This window comes from Hyphomicrobium sp. CS1BSMeth3, assembly GCF_900117415.1.
GTDB lineage: Bacteria > Pseudomonadota > Alphaproteobacteria > Rhizobiales > Hyphomicrobiaceae.
This window is the reverse complement of record NZ_FPEI01000006.1, coordinates 2288651-2307528: the sequence shown is the minus strand read 5'-3', so window position 1 is coordinate 2307528 and position 18878 is coordinate 2288651. Positions and strand designations below refer to the sequence as shown.

Sequence of the window (18878 nt, the reverse complement as noted above, 5' to 3'; positions counted from 1 at the left end):
TTGCTTTAGTTTCGCTGAATGGAGCGCGTGATGGTCTTTACGGACTCTTAAGAAATCGCCGGAGGGGAACCTCTTCAGTTCTTGATCTGCTCGGTGCGAGCGCCACGCTCACTGGGCCGGTTGGGCCGCTCCTCCTCTCCGCCCCGCATCCGACGCCAGAAAGCCCGGCGCCGGGAGCGATCCTCGTCCTCCCAGCGGGCGAATGCGGCCCGCTCGGCCGGTGTCAGGCGCTGGGCAATGGCTTGGACGACATCGAGGCCACGGAGGCGCATTTCCTGCTCGGCGTCGAACAGGCGCTTCTGCGCTGCTGCATACTGCGCGGGGTCAAAGGGCTCGGCGAGCAGGGCCTTGCGGGTCGCATCGCGCGCGTCATGCACGGCCTGGCGCAGCGGCCGGATGGCGGCGCGATCCTTCTCGACGGAGCTCCAGACCTCGAGGCGCCGCTCGGCCGGCAACGTGACGGCAAAGCCGAAGAGGTGGGCATTGGACGAGGAGCCGAGGGCCGGCGGCATGGCATGCATCGCGTGCCACCGCGAGGCGATGGCACCGACGACAAGACCATTGAGGAGCAGGGAGACGACGAGCACGACGAGCAGCCACTTCGGTATGCGCCGAACGACCCGCGTCTCTCTCGGCCGCAGGATCATAGGAACTCCTCCTCGATGATCTCGAGGAGACCCTCACCACTGAGGAAGGCAAGCGCCTGAGGTGTTTCGGTGCCCGTCGTGGCGCTGGCGACGATCTGCGTGACCTCGGACGGCACGAGATCCGCGACGCCGACGAAGATGCCTGCCACCAGCGAAGCGGCGAGCAATGCCGCCGTCCGCCAGCCGCTCGAAAAGCGCTCACGCTGCGGCACGGATCCCGTAAGTGCTCCGGCCTGCGCCGCCACGCGCGGGTTCTCGCCCGCGCCGCGCGGCCAGGCGATGACGACGCCCGAGGTATTCTCCGACGAGGGCGTGCTGCCGCCCGTCTGCCGCTCGGCGTGCGCGGTCTTGCCCGGCGATTGACCGGGAGCCGTATTTGCGACTGCCGCGGCAATGCGGTCGGCGAGCGCCTTCGTTTCGCCGACCGGGGGGCCGGCGGCATGGGCGAGGACAGTGTCGAGCGCCTTGGCTTCGCGCAGCAGCCGTCCGGCCTCGGCATCGGAGGCGGCAAGGCTCATCAGCCGCTCCCGCTTCTCAGCGGGCCAGCGCGCGGAGTTTCCACCGAACGTGTCGAGCACGTTCTCGAAAGCCGTAAGCTCGGCAAGCCTTTTCTCGCTCGTCATCATCCTTCGAAGCACATGTCGCGCTCCGCCTCTTCCAGTCAGTTCTTACTCGCCGTCGGGCAGCAGTTGCCGCCACTCGTCCTTCAATGCCGCCTTGAGCGAGCGCCGGGCACGGGCCAGCAGCGACTCGACCGCCTCATCCGATATCCCGAGCGCCTCTCCCACCTCGATCTGGCTCAAGCCCTCGTAGTGGAAAAGCGTCAACGCGACACGCTGGCGCTCGGGGAGCGCGGAGAGCGCCGCTTCGACGCGCTTCGCGAGATCCGCCTCCTCGAGGCCCCGGCCCTGCTCAGGGGGCTCGGGCGTCTCGGGTACGTCCGCGACGACGCTGGTCAGCCGATGGCGGCGCAGGTGGTCGAGGCAGAGGTTCGTGACCACACGCCGCAGCCAGGGCCTGAGACCGCCGGGACCGAGCTCGAGCGTGCCGGCATTGTGCCAGACACGCACGAGCGCCTCCTGCACGATGTCCTCGGCATCGCCATCGACCTTGAGCATGCGCCGCGCAACCGCGAGCAGGCTGCCCACGTGGCGGTCGATCAGCTCGCGGAAGGCGGTGCCATCGCCATCGCGAATGCGTGCGAGAACGGCCGCCTCCTCGGCTGCCGTCCCCGCCCCCGGTCCATGCCGGTCTCCCGGTCCCGGACCGCTATCGTGCGCGCGCGTCACGCAACGGCTCCCCGCGGTCGTCCCAACCATCGGAGTGTAGCTCAGCGCGCGCATGTGTGCCTCGCCTTTTCGTGTCCCGATCCCGGACTGCGACACCGGGATCGGGAATAGGGGGACGACTGCTATATCTTCTTCGTTTCGCCGCCCGGGGCGCGCTCATCGCCCCGATCCCGGTCGCGTCCGCGCCAGAAGCGCTCGCCGTGCTGGCCGTGATGGCGGCCCCAGCCCCGCGGGCGCTCGTCACGCGAGATGACGCCGTCCTTGTTGCGGTCGAGCCGCTCGAACATGTCGCCCGCCACCTTGAACGCCTGCTCGCGGGTGATCTTGCCGTCGGTGGCGCCGAAGCGGTGGAGAACGCGCTTCACGCGGTAGTCGGTCATCTCCTTGCGGGCGGCGTCACGGTCCGCGCGGTCGAGCTTGCCGTCCTTGTTGCGGTCCATGCGGTCGAAGCGCTCGCCGGCGACCTTGATCACCTCATCGAGCGGGATGCCGCCGTCCTTGTCGACCTGTGCGCCGCGCAGGAAGCCGAGACGCGGACCCTGACGCTGGCCGCGCATCATGCCAGGCCCTTGCTCGCTCGCGAGGCGCGAGAGGACACCGCGGCCACGCATCGGCGGGGGCAGGTCGGCGTCGGTGATGCGTCCGTCGTTGTCGAGGTCGAGCTGGGCAAAGCGGCGGCGCACCTCGTCGAGGTACTCGGACTTGGTGACGGAGCGGTCGGCGCGGGTTTCGCCCTTGGCGGCGCCATCACGATCGGTGCGGCGCTCGCGGAAGCCACGATGCTTGCCCTTGGCGAGCGCGGCCTCGATCTCGGAAACGTCGATGACGCCATCGCTGTTCAGGTCGAAGCGGGCGAACTGCTCGCGCACCTTCTCGTCGAAGGCCTCGCGCGTCAGCTCACGACCGAAGCGGCCGGAGAACGGGCCTCCCATGCCGTGGCGACCCTCGCCCTGGAACCAGCCCATACCGCCGCCTGGGCCGTGCCCGCGGTCGCCGGGGGCCGAGATCGCAATGGCCGCACCGCCAGCGACCAGCACGGCCGCGACGATGAGCACCTTCTTCTTGGACATTTAGGGAACTCCTCGAGTTCGAAGTACTTTCGAGGAGTGGAACGCGGCACGGCGGGGAAATCCGTCGCCGTATCATGTCAGCCATTGACCAGTGTTCAGGAAACGATCTCGTCAAAGAGCCCGGCGACGTCCGCGAGGGTCGTGCGGAGCGACGCCTCGAGGCGCGTGAAATCGGGTGCGTCGCCGGCCCGGCTCAGCAGCTCGCGAAGGCCGTCCGGGGCCTTGGATGGGTCGAACGGGCCGTCCAGGCAGAGCCGCAGCACCTCGGTCAGATTGTGCACCAGCCTCGCCGCGGGAAGCAGGATGTCGGCATGAGGCGTGCTCAAAAGTCCTGCCGCGGCAAGCTTTTTGAGCGCATTGATGGTGTTCTGGTCGAGCACCTCGGGATGGGCATCGGCGTGCGCGAGCTGGAGGAACTGGGCGATGAACTCGATGTCGACCAGGCCGCCACGGACCTGCTTCAGCTCCCAGATGTCCTCCGTGCCTTTTTCCTTGGCGATGCGCTCCCGCATATCGCGCACGTCGGCAACGAGCTCTGCACGATCGCGGGGCCTGACGAGCGCGCGGCGTATGGCAGCCTCGACACGGGCGCGAAGCTCGGGCGGCCCCGAGATGACGCGGGCGCGGGTGAGCGCCATGTGCTCCCAGGTCCAGGCCTCGTTCTCCTGATAGTGCTCGAAGCTCGAGAGCTGCGTTGCGACGGGCCCCTTCTGGCCTGAGGGCCGCAGACGCATGTCCACCTCATAGAGCGCACCTTCCGCCGTCGGCGAGGAGAGGGCGGTGATCAGGCGCTGCGTGAAGCGCGTGAAGTACTGGCTCGGGGCGAGCGGCCGCGGGCCATCGGACTGCTGGATGGCCGGATCGAAGTCATAGACGAGAATGAGGTCGAGATCGGAGGCGGCCGTCATCTCGCATCCGCCGAGCTTGCCCATGGCGACCACGGAGGCAGCGCCGCCGGCAACATGGCCGCTCTGGGCGACGATTTCGCGCTCGACCTGCCGCTGTAGCGCCGCGATCAGGTGCTCGGCGAGCGCGGCATAAGCGCCGCCCGCTTGTGCTGCCGTAATCGTCCCTGAGAGCACACGAACGCCGATCAGGAAGGCCTGCTCGCTGCCGACAATGCGCGCGCGGTCGAGGGCTTCCTGATAGTCGGCGGTCGCGTCGATCTCGGCATCGACAATGCGGGCGAGCGCATCCGCATCGGGCAGGCTCCCGAAGAAGCCCGGGTCGAGGACGGCATCGAGCACGCGGCGCCGCCGGCTCATGATGCGTGCGAGACGCGGCGCCGAGCCCATGATGTCGGCGACGAGGCGGAGAAGGCGCGGGTTGTTGCGCAGAAGCGAGAAGAGCTGCACGCCCGAAGGGAGCTGCGAGAGAAAGCGATCGAAGCCGAGAAAGGCCTGATCGGGATCGCTGGTGCGTGAAAGCGCCTCGATGAGGGTCGGCTGCACTTCGGTGAGCAACTCGCGGGCGCGTGGCGTGCGCACGGCCTGATAGCGGCCGTGGTGCCAGCCGCGCACGGCGCCGATGATATCCGAAGGCCGTTTGTAGCCCATGCGGGTGAGCGCCTCGACGGTGCCGGGATCATCCTGCTCGCCGGCGAAGACCATGTTGGCATTGCCGCGCGTGAGCTCCGGCACGTCCTCGAAGAGGGCGCCGTAGTGGCGCTGCACGCGCTCGAGATGCGCGACGAGGGCGGCGGAGAACGCGGCAGTGTCCGGGAAGCCCGAGAAGCGAGAGAGGCGCAGCAGGCCCTCGGCGTCGGCGGGCAGTGTCTGTGTCTGCTCGTCGGCGATCATCTGCAGCCTGTGCTCGATGCGGCGCAGGAAGAGATAGCTGTCGGTGAGGTCGTCGCGCACTTCAGGCTTGATCCAGCCGCGATCGACGAGATGAGCGAGCGCGCCGAGCGTATCCGGCTCGCGGAGATCCGGCTGTCGGCCGCCCGCAATGAGCTGCTGGGTCTGCGCGAAGAACTCGATCTCGCGAATGCCGCCGCGCCCGACCTTGATGTTGTGGCCGGCAACGCCGATCTCGCCAAAGCCCTTGAAGGCGTGGATCTGGCGCTTCATGGCGTGGATGTCGGCGATCGCGGCGAAGTCGAGATACTTGCGCCAGACGAACGGCGCGAGCTCCTTGACGAACGCCACGCCGGCGGGAATGTCGCCGGCGACGGCGCGCGCCTTGATCATGGCGGCGCGCTCCCAGTTCTGGCCGAAGCTCTCGTAGTAATTGAGCGCAGCATTGGTCGAGATCGCGACCTGCGTGGCGCCGGGATCGGGGCGCAGGCGCAGGTCTGTCCGGAAAACATAGCCGTCGCCCGTGCGCTCCTGCATGAAGCGGACGAGGTCGCGTGTCATGCGGACGAAGAACGCGAGCGGCTCGAGGCCGGCGCGCAGATTCACGAGCTCCGGCTCGTAGAAGACGATGAGATCGATGTCGCTCGAGTAGTTGAGCTCGCGCGCGCCGTGCTTGCCCATGCCGAGGACGATGTAGCCGGAATTGGCTTCCGCGTGCGGCCCGGCGGTGGCGAGCCAGTCGCCCTTGGCGATCGCGGCATTGAAGAGAAAACGGACGGCGGCGGTGGTGGTCGCGTCGGCGGCATCGCTGAGCGCGCCGGTGACGGTCATCACGGGCCAGACGCCGCCGAGATCGGCTAGGGCGACGAGGAGCGCAACCTCGGTCTTGTACTGGCGCAGGATGCGCATGGCGTCGGCGGGCGTCGCGGCCGCCAGCATATCGGCCTCGAGCGCATGGCCGAGGTCTGTCATGTGCAACTCAGGGGCCGTATCGAGAATGCGCGCGAGGCGTGCGGGATCGCGCAGGATGAGGCCGGCGAGATAGGGCGAGCTTCCGAGGGTGCCGGCGAGGAGATCACGCACGGCAGGTTCGGCGAGTAGCGGTGCGAGCGACGCGTGCGCCGCTGCTTCGAGCTCTGCGAGCCGGTCCTCTGCAAGGCGCGCATCAAAGGCGAGCGGCGTCTCGGCGATCCGCCGCCAGAGTGGCTTCAGTTGGCCCGCGCCTTCTGCCATGCACGCTCGTCCTTCTTCTGCTGCGGCTCGCTGTCTGCAGCGTCACCCCCTGCGGCGGCGGCCATCATCGGCAGCGAGAGCACGGCGCGCAAGCCCGGCTTGTTGTCCTCGAGCCTGAGCATTCCATCGTGGAGGCGCGCGACCGCGGCGACAAGGCTCAGGCCGAGCCCGGTGCCCGGCTTTGTCCGGCTTGCCTCGAGGCGCACGAAGCGGCGTATGGCGCGCTCGCGGTCCTCCTCGGCAATGCCGGGCCCGCGATCGGCAACGGTGATCTCGACATGGTCGTCCGCGAGGGCGAGCGAGACGGCGACGGCCGACGGTGTGCCCATCAGCGGCATCCCGTTGGCTGGTGCCGCGTACTTGATCGCGTTCTCGATGAGATTGGCGATCGCCTGCCCGAGAAGCTGGCGGTTGGCGCGGACGTGCACGGGTGCGCGCGCAGCATTGTGCCACGTGAGACCGAGCCCGGCTTCCTCGGCGGCGGGTTCATAGAGCTCGGCCAGATCCTCGACCATGGCGGCGACCTCGACGGGGCCCATGGTGTCGTCGATTGCGCCGGCTTCGAGACGCGCGATGAGCAGCAGTGCGTTGAAGGTCTTCATCAGCTCGTCGGCATCCTCGATCGCGTGTTCGAGGCCGGCACGCCACGCCGGGCTGCCGCGCTGATCCGCGAGAGCGGCCTCGGCGCGATTGCGGAGACGATTGAGCGGGGTCTTCAGGTCGTGGGCAATGTTGTCGGAGACCTCCTTCATGCCGGCCATGAGCAGCTCGATGCGGTCGAGCATGGTGTTGAGGCTCGTGGCAAGACGATCGAGCTCGTCGTCAGTCCCCGTGCGCGGCAGACGCTGGGTGAGGTTGCCGGCCATGATCGAGCGGCTTGCGGCAGTCATGGCATCGACGCGCTTCAGGATATGGCGGCTCAGCAAGACGCCCGCGGCAAGCCCGACGAGCGCGAGCAGTGCAATGCCGATGCCGAGCGTGCGATTGGTGGCGGCGAGATAGCTCCGTTGTTGCTCGATGTCGCGTCCCACGATCAGCGTGAGACCATTGGCGAGCGAGAACACGCGCGCTGCAGCAAGACGCGAGGGCGCGGCTGCGCCTTCAGTTTGGGGATTGTAGCGGAACGTGCCGCCGCCGCTCGACTCCGCGGGGAGGGCCGGGCTCTCGTGGAGATTGCCGGCAACGACGCGCTGCGTCGCGTCCGTCAGGCGATAGAGATGCATGTCGCCAGCGGCAATGCGCTCCTGGATGGCGCGCGTGAGCTGGTCGAGCTTGCCTTGCGCGTAGATGCGGTTGAGCGCTGCGCCTTCGCGATCGAGGGCTTCGATCGTTGCGCGGCTCATGGCGTCGTTCGTCGAGCGCGTCACGAAGGCAACGACCAGTATCGCGCTGACGGCGAGCGCGAGGGTCGCAACGGCAGCCGCGCGGAAGGATGTCGTGTCCCAGAAGCGCGGCGGGCGCGCGGCCGAGGGGGGCGGTGGCGCGGCGCGGTTCATCGGCCTATTCGCCGCCGTCGCGCATCATGTAGCCGGCTCCGCGCACCGTGTGCAGGAGCGGTCGATCGAAGTTCCGGTCGATCTTTCCTCTGAGGCGTGAAATGTGGACGTCGATGACGTTGGTCTGCGGATCGAAGTGATAGTCCCACACGTTCTCGAGCAGCATCGTGCGGGTGACCACCTGCCCGGCATTGCGCATGAGGTATTCGAGAAGGCGGAACTCGCGCGGCTGCAGGATGATCGACTCGCTGCCGCGCGTGACCTTGTGGGTCAGACGGTCGAGAACGAGATCGCCGACGACGTAGCGCGTCGCTTGCTCCTCCGGCTGGCGGCGGCGCGCCAGCACCTCGACGCGGGCGATCAGCTCGGCGAGTGCGAAGGGCTTTGTGAGGTAGTCGTCGCCGCCGGCACGCAGGCCTTTCACGCGATCATCGACGTGGCTCATGGCGGAGAGGATGAGCACCGGCGTGCGATCGCCCTCGGCGCGGAGCATCTGAATGAGGCTCAGCCCGTCGCGGAGCGGCAGCATCCGATCGACGATGAGCACGTCGTAGCCGCCGGCGCGCGCGAGCTCGAGGCCAACCTCGCCGTCCTCGGCGATCTCGGCCACATGGCTCGCCTCGCGCAGTCCGCGTTGCACGAACTGGGCGGTCTCACGATTGTCCTCGATGACGAGCACGCGCATGGCGCATGTACTCCTCGAATGCAGTGAAACGTGCCGGGCGGGGGACCCGGCACGCTCACTTTACGACCTAACCTTGAAGGCGCGGGGGGAACGCCGTCAATGTCGGCCGTCGGCTGTCTGTCAGCCCCTCAGCCAGCCTTAAGCTGAACGGCGATGAAGCGAAGCACATCACCGGACTTCACGCGGAGCAGGACGGCGCGGCGGCCATCGCTCTTGGCCTTCTTCACGCCGGCTTCGACGTCGGCCGCATTGGCGACCTTCTGGCCCTGCACCTCGAGGATCACGTCGCCGCTCTTGAGGCCCTTGCCGGCGGCATCCGAGCCGGCCTTGACGTCCGAGATCGCGACGCCCTCGACCGTCTCGCCGGCCTTGGCCGTCACCGTCGTCAGGGAGAGCCCGAGCTGATCGAGCTCGGTGACGGTCGGGGTCGGCGTGGCCTCGGGCTTGGCCGTCGGCTTCTGCGACTGCATGGCGACATCGGGGTTCGCCGGGAAGGTGCCGAGCTTGACCGGGACGGTCTCGCTCTTGCCGAAGCGCATGACCTCGATGCGGACCGTCGTGTCGGGGGCGAACTCGGCGATCTTGCGGGCGAGGTCGCGGCTGTCGCGGATCTCGACGCCATTGACCGAGACGATGGCATCACCGGCGCGGAGCTGGGAAGCGGCAGCGGGACCGCCGGCCGTGATCTCGCTGACCAGCGCACCGCGTGCGTTGGCGAGACCGAGGCTCGATGCCGTGTCCTCGTTGACGTTCTCGATCTTCACACCGAGCCAGCCGCGGCTCACCGTGCCCTTCGAGCGGAGCTGCGAGACGACCTCGTCGGCGGTCTTGGCGGGGATCGCGAAGGCGATGCCGACGTTGCCGCCGGACGGGCTGTAGATCGCCGTGTTGACGCCGATCACCTCGCCGTCGAGGTTGAAGGTCGGGCCGCCCGAGTTGCCGCGGTTCACCGCCGCGTCGATCTGGATGTAGTCATAAGGACCGGAGCCGATGTCGCGGCCCGAGGCCGAGACGATGCCTGCGGTCACCGTGCCGCCGAGGCCGAACGGATTGCCGACCGCGATCACCCAGTCGCCGACGCGGGCTTCCTTGGCCGCGAAGCGGACGTGGTCGAACTTCTGGTCGGGCTTGCTGGGCTTGATCTTCAGGAGCGCGACGTCGGTGCGCGGGTCGGTGCCGATGAGCTCGGCATCGAACTTGTTGTCGCGGTCGAAGCTCACCGAGATCTTGGAGGCGCCGTCGATCACGTGATTGTTGGTGACCACGTAGCCATCCGCCGAGATCACGAAGCCCGAGCCCTGCGCGAGCGAGGGACGCGGCGTCGGCGCGTTCGGCGTGCCGCCGCGATTGCCGAACTCACGCGGCAGATTGCGGAAGAACTCGTTGAGCGGGTGGTCGTCGGGGAGGTCCGGGAGGACGCGGCCGCCCGGAGGGGTTGGGGCGTTGGGGGTGTTGGGCGCACCCTGGCGCGGCAGGCGCCGCGCCGTGCGCTCGCCGCCGTTCGTGACATGGATGCTGACCACGGCGGGCTTAACCTTCTCGACGATGTCGGCGAAGGTCAGCGGCGCGCGGCCGAAGGGCGTCTGGACGGTCTGGGCGTCGCTCCGCTGCTGGGCATGAACCTCGAGCTGGGGAGCCGCCACCAGGGCGCCACCGAGCGCAGCAGCGACGGCCACCCCGGCGAGAGCCCGCGTTCGGCTGGATGCACTGGACTTGACGGGCGCAAGCTTAAGCATGTTTTCCTCTCTCGTCGTCGGGCTGCGCTGAATATCGTGCACATGGAGATAGGTTGGTGCGCCTTACGGCGATCTTTCTACTGCATGAAACTTTGGTAATGTGCCGGCCCTTGGGGGCGGGGTGAGGGTAATGGTTGTAAAGTACCGACGCGTACGGGAATGGGCGGTCCGGGCCATTCTCGGGCTCTCCATCTCGGTCTCGGGGCTTTCATCGGCCGGGCCAGCCATGGCGGGCCCGCCAAACGCCCGCCCTGCCGAACCGGGCGGCGTCATTCGCCCCGTCGCCGTCTTCGGGCGGGACGACCGCGTGGCACTCCCCGAGCGGCTGGCGAGCATGGCCGCGCGCATGGGCGTTCTCTTCAACAATCCGGCGCGGACGGTCTGCTCGGCCTTCTGCGTCGCGCCCGCGATCATTGCCACAGCCGCCCACTGCGTCGCAGTTGCCTCGCCGCAGGGCGCGCGGCTGCGACCGGCCGACTTCCTCTTTGCCCGCGCCTACGATCGCGAGCGTGATTACGTGCGCATCGAGGGCTTTTCCACCGGCGCCGCGGCCCAGCACATCTACACCGGCGAGTTCCGCCTCAATGTCCGCCCGCCCATCGATGCCGCACGTGATTGGGCACTCGTGCGCCTCGAGCGGCCCGTCTGCCGTCAGGGCGGCATTCCTGTCAGGCCGGCATCGAGCGAGGACATTCTGGCCATGGCCGAGGCCGGACGCCTCTTCTCCGTCTCCTATCATCGCGATCTGCCGAGCTGGACGCCGACGTACTCAGGGCCCTGCCATGCGGCGCGCGACTTCGGCGCCAGCTCCTGGAAGACCATCGCGCCGGACTTCGAAAGCCCCGACGAGATCGTCCTGCATACCTGCGACACGGGCGGTGCCTCCTCGGGCTCGCCGATCCTCGCCGAGACGCCGGAGGGGCCGGTCGTCGTCGCGATGAACGTCGGCACATACGTGCAGTCGCGCATGATCACGCAGCAGGGCCGCGCCCCCTCCCGCCAGCAGACCGAGACGATTGCCAACACGGCGGTCAATGCGCGTGTCTTCGCGGAGCACATCGCGGGCTTCCAGCAGGCGGCGATCCTGCGCGCCGGCAACCCGATCCGCCAGCTCCAGGAGCATCTGTCGGCGCTCGGCTTCTATAGCGGCCGTGCGGACGGGGACTATGGCCCCGTGCTCAAGGCCGGCATCGTTGCGTACGAGAGGGCACGCGGGCTGCCGGTGACGGGGCTCGCGACGGCGCCGCTGCTCTCGCATCTCACCGCCGAGGCCACCTCGCGGCACAAGCCCACATCGGCACCCATGCGCTGACGGCGCGCGCCGTGCGCGGTTGCCCGCCCGCGCAGTAGTGGGGCCTGGCATCTTCGGGGTAAGCACCTCTGGCATCGCCGGGCGGAGTGGTCTAAGGCAGGGTGCATCGGCAAGTTCAAGGGGCCCTGCACATGGCTCATACCACGAGACTGCTGTTCGTCGCCGGTGCCGCACGTGCCGGCTCCTACAACAAGCGCCTCGCGCGGCTCGGTGCCGAGATCGCCAATGCGAACGGCATCCACTCGGCCTTCGCCGACCTCGGCGACTACCCCATGCCCATCTACGATGGCGACCTCGAAGCCGCGGAAGGCCCGCCGGAGAACGCGCGCAAGCTCAAGGCGCTGTTCGAGGTCCACCACGGCATTTTCATCATCTCGCCCGAGTACAACGCCTCGATCCCGCCGCTGCTCAAGAACGCCCTTGACTGGGTGAGCCGAATCCGCGATCGCGACGAGCCGCCGCTCGCGGTGTACAAGACGCGCGTCTTCGCGATCGGCTCGGCCTCGCCGGGCATGTACGGCGGCAGTCGCGGTCTCACGGTGCTGCGCCAGACGCTGGAGATCGGCACCGGCGCGCTCGTACTGCCCGATCAGTTTTCAGTATCGCGTGCGGACAAGGCTTTTGCCGAGAACGGGCATCTCTCGGACAAGAAGTCCATGGAGCTCTACAAGAGCACGATCGAGAAACTAGCTCGGGCGGCGCTCATCATGCGCGGGGAGTTTGCCAGATCATGAGCCGAAGCCTTGCCGCGCGCGAGCGCCTCTTCGTCGCCCTCGATGTCGCGAGCGTCGATCGTGCGCGCGTGCTGGTGACGGAGCTCGGCGATACGGTCTCCTGCTACAAGGTCGGGCTCGAGCTGCTGTTCGGCGGCGGGCTCGAGTTCGCGCAGGGCCTCAAGGCGGCCGGCAAGACCGTGTTCCTCGACATGAAGCTCCTCGACATCGCCAACACCGTCGAGAAGGCAGCGGCGAACATCGCGAGCCTCGGGCTCGATTATCTGACCATCCACGGCACGGACACGAAGACCGTCGAAGCCGCCGTGCGCGGGCGCGGCGCGAGTACGCTCAAGCTGCTTGCCGTGACCGTGCTCACGAGCCTCGAACAGGCGGACATCGAGCAGCAGGGCATCAAGGGCATGTCACCTGCCGATCTCGTCGTGCACCGCGCGCGCCTCGCCAAGGACGCCGGCGTCGATGGCATTGTCGCATCGGCGCAGGAAGCGACGATGATCCGCGCCGCGGTCGGCCCGGATGTGCTGATCGTGACGCCGGGCATTCGTCTTGCGGGTGGTGCGGCGGGCGATCAGGTGCGCGTCATGACGCCGGGCAAGGCCATTGCCGCCGGCGCGGATTGCCTCGTGGTCGGACGCCCCATCACGGAAGCTGCTGATCCGCGCGCCGCCGCGGCCGCCTTCGTCGCCGAGATCGAGGCGGCGCTCAAGAGCTAGCCTCGGCTGCGCCGCACTCGTTCCTCCCCCCCTTGTGGGGGAGGTTAGGAGGGGGGGATCGCAGAACGCTGGCAGTAAGGATTCCCCCCACCCCTGACCCCTCCCCACAAGGGGGAGGGGGATGCCCGACGCTGCTTGTCATCGCTCCTCCTTCTGTCCAGTATCCGGGTGTAACTGGCGGCACTAGGCGCCAGGGCTCTCGAGTTACGAGGCAGGGAAGGAAATCCGATGAACGCCCCACAGGTACGTCTCACCAGTCTTGCGCATGGCGGCGGCTGCGGCTGCAAGCTCGCGCCCAATGTGCTGCAGCAGTTGCTCGCCGATCAGCCGGCCATGGCGGCCTACAAGCAGCTCCTCGTCGGCACGGATACGGCTGATGACGCCGCCGTCTGGCAGCACGACGAGAACACCTGCATCATCGCGACGACCGACTTCTTCATGCCCATGGTCGATGATCCTTTCGACTTCGGGCGCATCGCGGCGACCAACGCGATCTCGGACGTCTATGCCATGGGCGGCAAGCCGGTCATGGCGCTCGCCGTGCTGGGCATGCCGGTCGACAAGATCCCCATCGAGATGGTGCGCGAGATCCTGAAGGGCGGCGCGAGCGTGTGCGCCAAGGCCGGCATTCCCGTTGCGGGCGGCCATTCCATCGACTGTCCCGAGCCGGTGTACGGCCTCGCCGTGATCGGCGTCGCCCGGCCCGAGCAGGTGCGCCGCAATGCCGATGCCAAGGCGGGCGATGCGCTCATTCTGACCAAGCCGATCGGCGTCGGCATTTATTCGGCGGCCATTAAGAAGGGCGTGCTGCCGCCCGCCGGCTACACGGAGATGATCGCGACGACGACGCTGCTCAACAAGGTCGGCGCGGAGCTCGCTGAGGATAAGGACGTCCACGCGATCACGGACGTGACGGGCTTCGGCATTCTCGGCCACGGGCTCGAGATGGCGCGCGGCTCAGGGCTAACGCTGAACATCAAGGCGAGCGAGGTGCCGCTGCTCGCCCAAGCCGAGAAGCTCGCGCAGGAAGGTTTTGTCACGGGCGCCTCGCACCGCAACTGGGCGAGCTACAGCGCGGGTGTCGTGCTGCCTGAGGGCATTCCCGACTGGCGCCGCCATCTGCTGACGGACCCGCAGACCTCAGGCGGCTTGCTCGTGGCGTGTGCTCCGGGGCGCGCGGCTGACCTCGTCGCAAAGATCAAGGCCGCGGGGTATCCAGCGGCGCGGGTTGTGGGGAATGCGGAGGCGGGAGAAGCGAGGGTGAGGGTGGGGTAGGGGCACGCGCTAGGAACTAACGACTAAGCCTTTCCGCGCTTCGCTTCGATCTCACTACCGTCAGGACCTTTAACTCTCAGCGAATTTAGCCCTTGCATCAGCATATCGCTGACTGCCTGAGGATGAAGTTCGCTCGTATCCGTCGGCGAATACGCAAACAGATTGCGCGACAGTTCCTTGACCAGATCAGGGGGTAATTCTTTGCTGTTGTCTTGCGCATCGCGCACCGCTTCCAGCAGCCAAGATGTGCGACCGATATCTAGGATACGAGCGCGGTTCCTAAACTCTTCATCGGCGTGCTGCTTCGCCCAATCAGATGACCATCGTATGAATGCAATGATGATTGCAACGAACGCTGCAAACGGGAATATAGATTTGATAGAGAGTAGCAACCACTGCCACCAGGCTAGTTGGGGTGCGGAGGCATGAAGTATCTCCATGCTTTCCGTGCTGAACCAGTATGCGGCAAATCCGGTGGTGGCGGCCCCTATTACGTAGGCTGCAATAATTACGCGCCTCTTTGAATGTGTTCCCTTTGTTAGGCTCCAATCATTCAGCCATTCTTTAATCTGCGCGATCTGTTGCTCCTGACCACGTCGAGCGACGTATCGAGCTTCCTTTGTATTGAAGCTATTCTCTCGCTCCTCAATTGCCTGCTCACGTGCCGTCAACCGTTCTTTATCCGATTGCCGCTCATGCTCGAGCTGCTCCCTCAGCGTGTTATAGTGCGCCTCAAGTTCCGCCTCGCGTGCGTCAATGCGTGCCTTTGCGGCGGCCTCCATTTCAAGCGATCTGCGCGTGAAATCAGATAATATGGTGCGCTGCGTCTCTTGGAGGCTGTTCAGGATTGCTCCCTGAGAAGCGCGATAGCGTGCCCATTCGGCGTCACCTTCCCCCAGCATGCTAGCGTCGGCACTAATTGCGCGAAGGTGCTTTCGAGCGGAGCTAATTAACCTGATAACGAGCAACTTCCTTCGTTCGTCTTTGAGGTTGAGATTGTTGTACCACTCGTTGTTAGCTGCGATCTCGACTTCATCGGTTATTTCCGTCCCTTTGCGATGAATGACCAATCCATTGTGATTGCTGGCGCTCCGAAGCCAAAAGACGGACATGACCTCCGATTCCTGTGCAAGGATCTCGCCCGCGAGCTCGGGCGGCTCTTGGAGGCTATTGATTTCCAGCTCAGCCGATCCGTGGCCTTCGAAAGTTCGGGCCAGAATCCGATGCTCCGCACTTAGGGAATTGATGTCGTCGCGGATGCTGAAAAGCGCCATAAGCAACGAGCGATCGGTTTGCTTGGGGATGCGAAATTTGGCCACCTAAACCTCCCGATTGGAAATGGCGATATCTTACGCCATGGGAAGATGAGGCCCAATCCGAGCTCGCAACTATCTTGTTGAGTTCTTCACCGCTGAGGAAAATCAAACGCGTGCCAGCGCAATGACTAGAGGGAGACCGCCGCTTGTAATAGGATGCCCCCTCACCCACCCTTCCCCGGATCGAAGAACTCCTTCACGCGGGCGAAGAACCCGCTCGACGCGGGGTTCGTCTCCTTGTTCGACTCGCGCTCGAACTCCTCCAGCAGCTCGCGCTGCTTGCGCGAGAGGTTCTTCGGCGTCTCCACCTCGACCTGAATGTACATGTCGCCGTGCACCTTCGAGCGCAGCACCGGCATGCCCTTGCCCTTGAGGCGGAACTGCTTGCCGTTCTCGGTCCCTGAGGGCACCGGCATCCGCACGCGATTGCCCTCGACCGTCGGCACATCGACGTTGCCGCCGAGCGCTGCCGTCGTCATCGCGATCGGCACGCGGCAGAAGATGTCGGCGCCATCGCGCTGGAAGAACTCGTGCGGCTTGATGGAGAGGAAAATGTAGAGATCGCCCGTCGGTCCGCCGCGCTGGCCGGCCTCGCCTTCGCCGGCAAGACGGATGCGCGTGCCGTCCTCGACGCCCGGCGGAATGGACACCGCGAGCGTGCGCTCCTTCGTGACGCGGCCATGGCCGTGGCAGGCGGGGCAGGGATCGTCGATCGTCTCGCCGCGGCCCTGGCAGGCGGGGCACGTGCGCTCGATGGTGAAAAAGCCCTGGCTCGCGCGCACTTTGCCGGCGCCGCCGCAGGTCTGGCAGGTGGTCGGCCGCGAGCCCGCGCGGGCACCCGAGCCGGAGCAGGTCTCGCACGTGACACTGGTCGGCACGCGGATCTGCGCCTGCTTGCCGACGAAGGCTTCAGCGAGCGTGATCTCCATGTTGTAGCGCAGGTCCGCGCCGCGCTCGCGCGCCGAGCGCTGGCGGCCACCGCGCCGTCCGCCCATGAACTCGCCGAAGAGGTCGTCGAAGATGTCGGACATGGACGAGGAGAAGTCCGGGCCGAAGCCGCCGGGGCCGCGCCCGCCGCCCTCGAAGGCGGCATGGCCGAACTGGTCGTAGGCCGCGCGCTTCTGCTCGTCCTTCAGGACCTCGTAGGCCTCGTTGATCTCCTTGAATTTCTGCTCGGCGCTCGCGTCACCCGGATTGCGGTCCGGGTGATGCTCCTTGGCGAGGCGGCGGAAGGCGGACTTGATGTCCGAATCGCCGGCGCCCCGCTTGATGCCGAGAACGTCGTAGTAGTCGCGCTTGGCCATGAGAACGTGATCCAATCCCGCCCGCCGAGTCAGGCCCCCAATAGGCCCCCATGGGCATTGCGTCGCTCCAGGCATGAAAATGCCCCTGACCGGCCGGCCGGCGGCGCACCGGAGATGGTCCCGCAGGACATCTCGGTGGCGTCGCGGCGGTCAGGGGTCTGCATTGCTCGGCTCCGAGGTCAGCCGGACTTCTTCTTGTCGTCCTTGACCTCTTCGAAGTCGGCGTCGACGACGTTGTTGCCGCCGGAAGACCGGCCGCTGCCATCGCCCGACGGCGCCTCGCCGCCGCCGGCTGCTTCGGCCGCTCCCTTGTCGGCAGCGTAGATCGCCTCGCCGAGCTTCATGGACGCCTGCATGAGCGTCTGGGTCGCGGTTTTGATGCGCTCGACGTCATCGGTCTTGGCAGCATCCTTGAGTTCCGTCAGCGCGCTCTCGATTGCGGTCTTGTCGGCGGCTCCGACCTTGCTCGAATGCTCGGCCAGATCCTTCTCGATCTGGGCCGTGAGCTGGTCGGCCTGGTTGCGTGCCTCGACGAGCTCGCGACGCTTCACGTCCTCGTCCTTGAAGCGCTCGGCCTCCTCGGCCATGCGCTTGATCTCGTCGTCGGAGAGACCGCCCGAGGCCTGGATGCGGATCGACTGCTCTTTGTTCGTCTTCTTGTCCTTGGCCGAGACGTGGACGATGCCGTTGGCGTCGATGTCGAATGTGACCTCGATCTGCGGCACGCCACGCGGCGCCGGCGGAATGCCGTCGAGATCGAAGCGGCCGAGCATCTTGTTGTCGGCGGCCATCTCGCGCTCGCCCTGGTAGACATTGATCGTCACCGCGCGCTGGCCATCCTCGGCCGTCGAGAACGTCTGCGACTTCTTGGTCGGGATGGTCGTGTTGCGGTCGATCAGGCGCGTGAACACACCGCCGAGCGTCTCGATGCCGAGCGAGAGCGGCGTCACGTCGAGCAGCAGCACGTCCTTGACGTCGCCCTTGAGCACGCCGGCCTGGATGGCGGCGCCGATCGCGACGACCTCATCCGGGTTGACGCCCTTGTGCGGCTCCTTGCCGAACAGCTTCTTCACCTCGGCCTGCACGCGCGGCATGCGCGTCATGCCGCCGACGAGCACGACCTCGTCGATCTCGGCAGCCTTGAGGCCGGCGTCCTTGAGCGCCTGCTCGCAGGGCGGCAGCGTCTTGGCGATGAGGTCCTCGACCAGGCTCTCGAGCTTGGCGCGGGTGAGCTTCATCGTCAGATGCAGCGGTGACTGCGTCTGCGGGCTCATGGAGATGAACGGCAGGTTGATCTCGGTCTGCTGGGCGCTCGACAGCTCGATCTTCGCCTTTTCAGCGGCCTCCTTGAGGCGCTGCAGCGCGAGCTTGTCGTTCTTCAGATCGATCTGGTTCTCTTTCTTGAACTCCGTCGCGAGATACTCGACGAGGCGCATGTCGAAGTCCTCGCCGCCGAGGAACGTGTCGCCGTTCGTCGACTTCACCTCGAACACGCCGTCGCCGATCTCGAGGATCGAGACGTCGAAGGTGCCGCCGCCGAGGTCGTAGACCGCGATGGTCTTGGCGTCCTTCTTCTTGTCGAGGCCATAGGCGAGCGCGGCCGCTGTCGGCTCGTTGATGATGCGCAGAACTTCGAGGCCCGCGATCTTGCCGGCGTCCTTGGTCGCCTGGCGCTGGGCGTCATTGAAGTAGGCGGGCACGGTGATGACGGCCTGCGTCACCGGCTGGCCGAGATAGGCCTCGGCCGTCTCCTTCATCTTCTGGAGGATGAAGGCGGAAACCTGCGAGGGCGAGTACTGCTTGCCGTTCGCCTCGACCCAGGCATCGCCGTTCGTGCCGCTGACGATCTTGTAGGGCACGAGGTGCTTGTCCTTCTCGACCATGGGGTCGGAGAAGCGGCGGCCGATGAGGCGCTTGATCGCGAAAAGGGTATTGGAGGGGTTCGTCACTGCCTGGCGCTTGGCCGGCAGGCCGACGAGGCGTTCGCCGTCGTCGGTGAAAGCAACGATCGATGGCGTGGTGTTCACGCCCTCGGCGTTGGCAATGACTTTCGGCGTGCTGCCTTCCATGACAGCGACGCAAGAGTTCGTCGTCCCGAGATCGATCCCGATGACTTTGGCCATTTTCTTCTCAATCCTCTCGTTGCGGCAAACCGGCCGGGTCCGCTACGGCACCCGATAGTGCTTTAACCCGCGGTGGGCGGAGGCTCCGGTTCCCTGGAGTTGGTGATTTGGCTCACCGGTATATAGGAGTGCCCCGGAAGCCCTGCAAC

At 66.6% G+C, this 18878-nt stretch carries 15 protein-coding genes; 4 read left to right on the top strand and 11 right to left on the bottom strand.

From position 1 onward, the window contains the following. Positions 1–74: 74 nt before the first annotated feature. The 8 genes from CS1BSM3_RS25695 to CS1BSM3_RS25660 form a co-directional block, all read right to left on the bottom strand. Positions 75–647, bottom strand: a complete 573-nt coding sequence (locus tag CS1BSM3_RS25695) for a periplasmic heavy metal sensor (RefSeq protein WP_072392783.1) — start codon at positions 645–647, stop codon at positions 75–77. Beyond that, positions 644–1285: a hypothetical protein gene (locus tag CS1BSM3_RS25690; RefSeq protein ID WP_143149356.1), complete on the bottom strand. Its 642-nt coding sequence runs from the start codon at positions 1283–1285 to the stop codon at positions 644–646. The genes CS1BSM3_RS25695 and CS1BSM3_RS25690 overlap by 4 nt, the downstream gene beginning before the upstream one ends. Positions 1286–1315: 30 nt before the next feature. Continuing rightward, entirely contained in the window at positions 1316–1936 is a 621-nt protein-coding gene (locus CS1BSM3_RS25685) for a sigma-70 family RNA polymerase sigma factor (RefSeq protein WP_244540614.1), read from the bottom strand. A gap of 122 nt (positions 1937–2058) precedes the next feature. Continuing rightward, complete coding sequence (locus CS1BSM3_RS25680) at positions 2059–3006, bottom strand: EF-hand domain-containing protein (RefSeq protein WP_072392777.1); 948 nt, start codon at positions 3004–3006, stop codon at positions 2059–2061. Positions 3007–3101: 95 nt separating this feature from the next. Beyond that, positions 3102–6035, bottom strand: a complete 2934-nt coding sequence (locus CS1BSM3_RS25675; protein WP_072392774.1) for a bifunctional [glutamine synthetase] adenylyltransferase/[glutamine synthetase]-adenylyl-L-tyrosine phosphorylase — start codon at positions 6033–6035, stop codon at positions 3102–3104. After that, positions 6011–7531 carry a sensor histidine kinase gene (locus CS1BSM3_RS25670; RefSeq protein WP_072392771.1) on the bottom strand — a complete coding sequence of 507 codons (1521 nt, stop codon included), beginning with the start codon at positions 7529–7531 and terminating at the stop codon, positions 6011–6013. Before CS1BSM3_RS25670 ends, CS1BSM3_RS25675 begins: the two co-directional genes overlap by 25 nt. Before the next feature lie 4 nt (positions 7532–7535). Continuing rightward, positions 7536–8216: a response regulator transcription factor gene (locus tag CS1BSM3_RS25665; protein WP_072392769.1), complete on the bottom strand. Its 681-nt coding sequence runs from the start codon at positions 8214–8216 to the stop codon at positions 7536–7538. 128 nt (positions 8217–8344) lie between these two features. Next, on the bottom strand, positions 8345–9952 hold the full coding sequence (locus CS1BSM3_RS25660; RefSeq protein ID WP_072392765.1) for a Do family serine endopeptidase: 1608 nt from the start codon (positions 9950–9952) through the stop codon (positions 8345–8347). Between the two features lie 130 nt (positions 9953–10082). Between CS1BSM3_RS25660 and CS1BSM3_RS25655 the strand changes: the two genes are divergently transcribed. The 4 genes from CS1BSM3_RS25655 (at position 10083) to selD (ending at position 13986) form a co-directional block, all read left to right on the top strand. After that, positions 10083–11264 (top strand): peptidoglycan-binding domain-containing protein, encoded by a 1182-nt coding sequence (locus tag CS1BSM3_RS25655; RefSeq protein ID WP_083528903.1) that lies wholly within the window; start codon positions 10083–10085, stop codon positions 11262–11264. A gap of 131 nt (positions 11265–11395) precedes the next feature. After that, positions 11396–11998 carry an NADPH-dependent FMN reductase gene (locus CS1BSM3_RS25650; RefSeq protein WP_072392759.1) on the top strand — a complete coding sequence of 201 codons (603 nt, stop codon included), beginning with the start codon at positions 11396–11398 and terminating at the stop codon, positions 11996–11998. Continuing rightward, complete coding sequence (pyrF, locus tag CS1BSM3_RS25645; RefSeq protein WP_072392756.1) at positions 11995–12711, top strand: orotidine-5'-phosphate decarboxylase; 717 nt, start codon at positions 11995–11997, stop codon at positions 12709–12711. The genes CS1BSM3_RS25650 and pyrF overlap by 4 nt, the downstream gene beginning before the upstream one ends. A 228-nt stretch (positions 12712–12939) precedes the next feature. Next, positions 12940–13986 (top strand): selenide, water dikinase SelD, encoded by a 1047-nt coding sequence (selD, locus tag CS1BSM3_RS25640; RefSeq protein WP_072392753.1) that lies wholly within the window; start codon positions 12940–12942, stop codon positions 13984–13986. Positions 13987–14009: 23 nt separating this feature from the next. Here the strand turns inward: selD and CS1BSM3_RS25635 are convergent, their stop codons facing one another. The 3 genes from CS1BSM3_RS25635 to dnaK form a co-directional block, all read right to left on the bottom strand. Beyond that, the gene (locus tag CS1BSM3_RS25635) at positions 14010–15305 is read right to left on the bottom strand and encodes a hypothetical protein (RefSeq protein WP_072392751.1); all 1296 of its coding nucleotides are present in this window, start codon (positions 15303–15305) and stop codon (positions 14010–14012) included. Positions 15306–15466: 161 nt separating this feature from the next. Beyond that, complete coding sequence (dnaJ, locus tag CS1BSM3_RS25630) at positions 15467–16606, bottom strand: molecular chaperone DnaJ (RefSeq protein WP_072392748.1); 1140 nt, start codon at positions 16604–16606, stop codon at positions 15467–15469. A 179-nt stretch (positions 16607–16785) separates the two neighbouring features. Continuing rightward, entirely contained in the window at positions 16786–18729 is a 1944-nt protein-coding gene (gene dnaK / locus CS1BSM3_RS25625) for a molecular chaperone DnaK (protein WP_072392745.1), read from the bottom strand. Positions 18730–18878 lie beyond the last annotated feature (149 nt).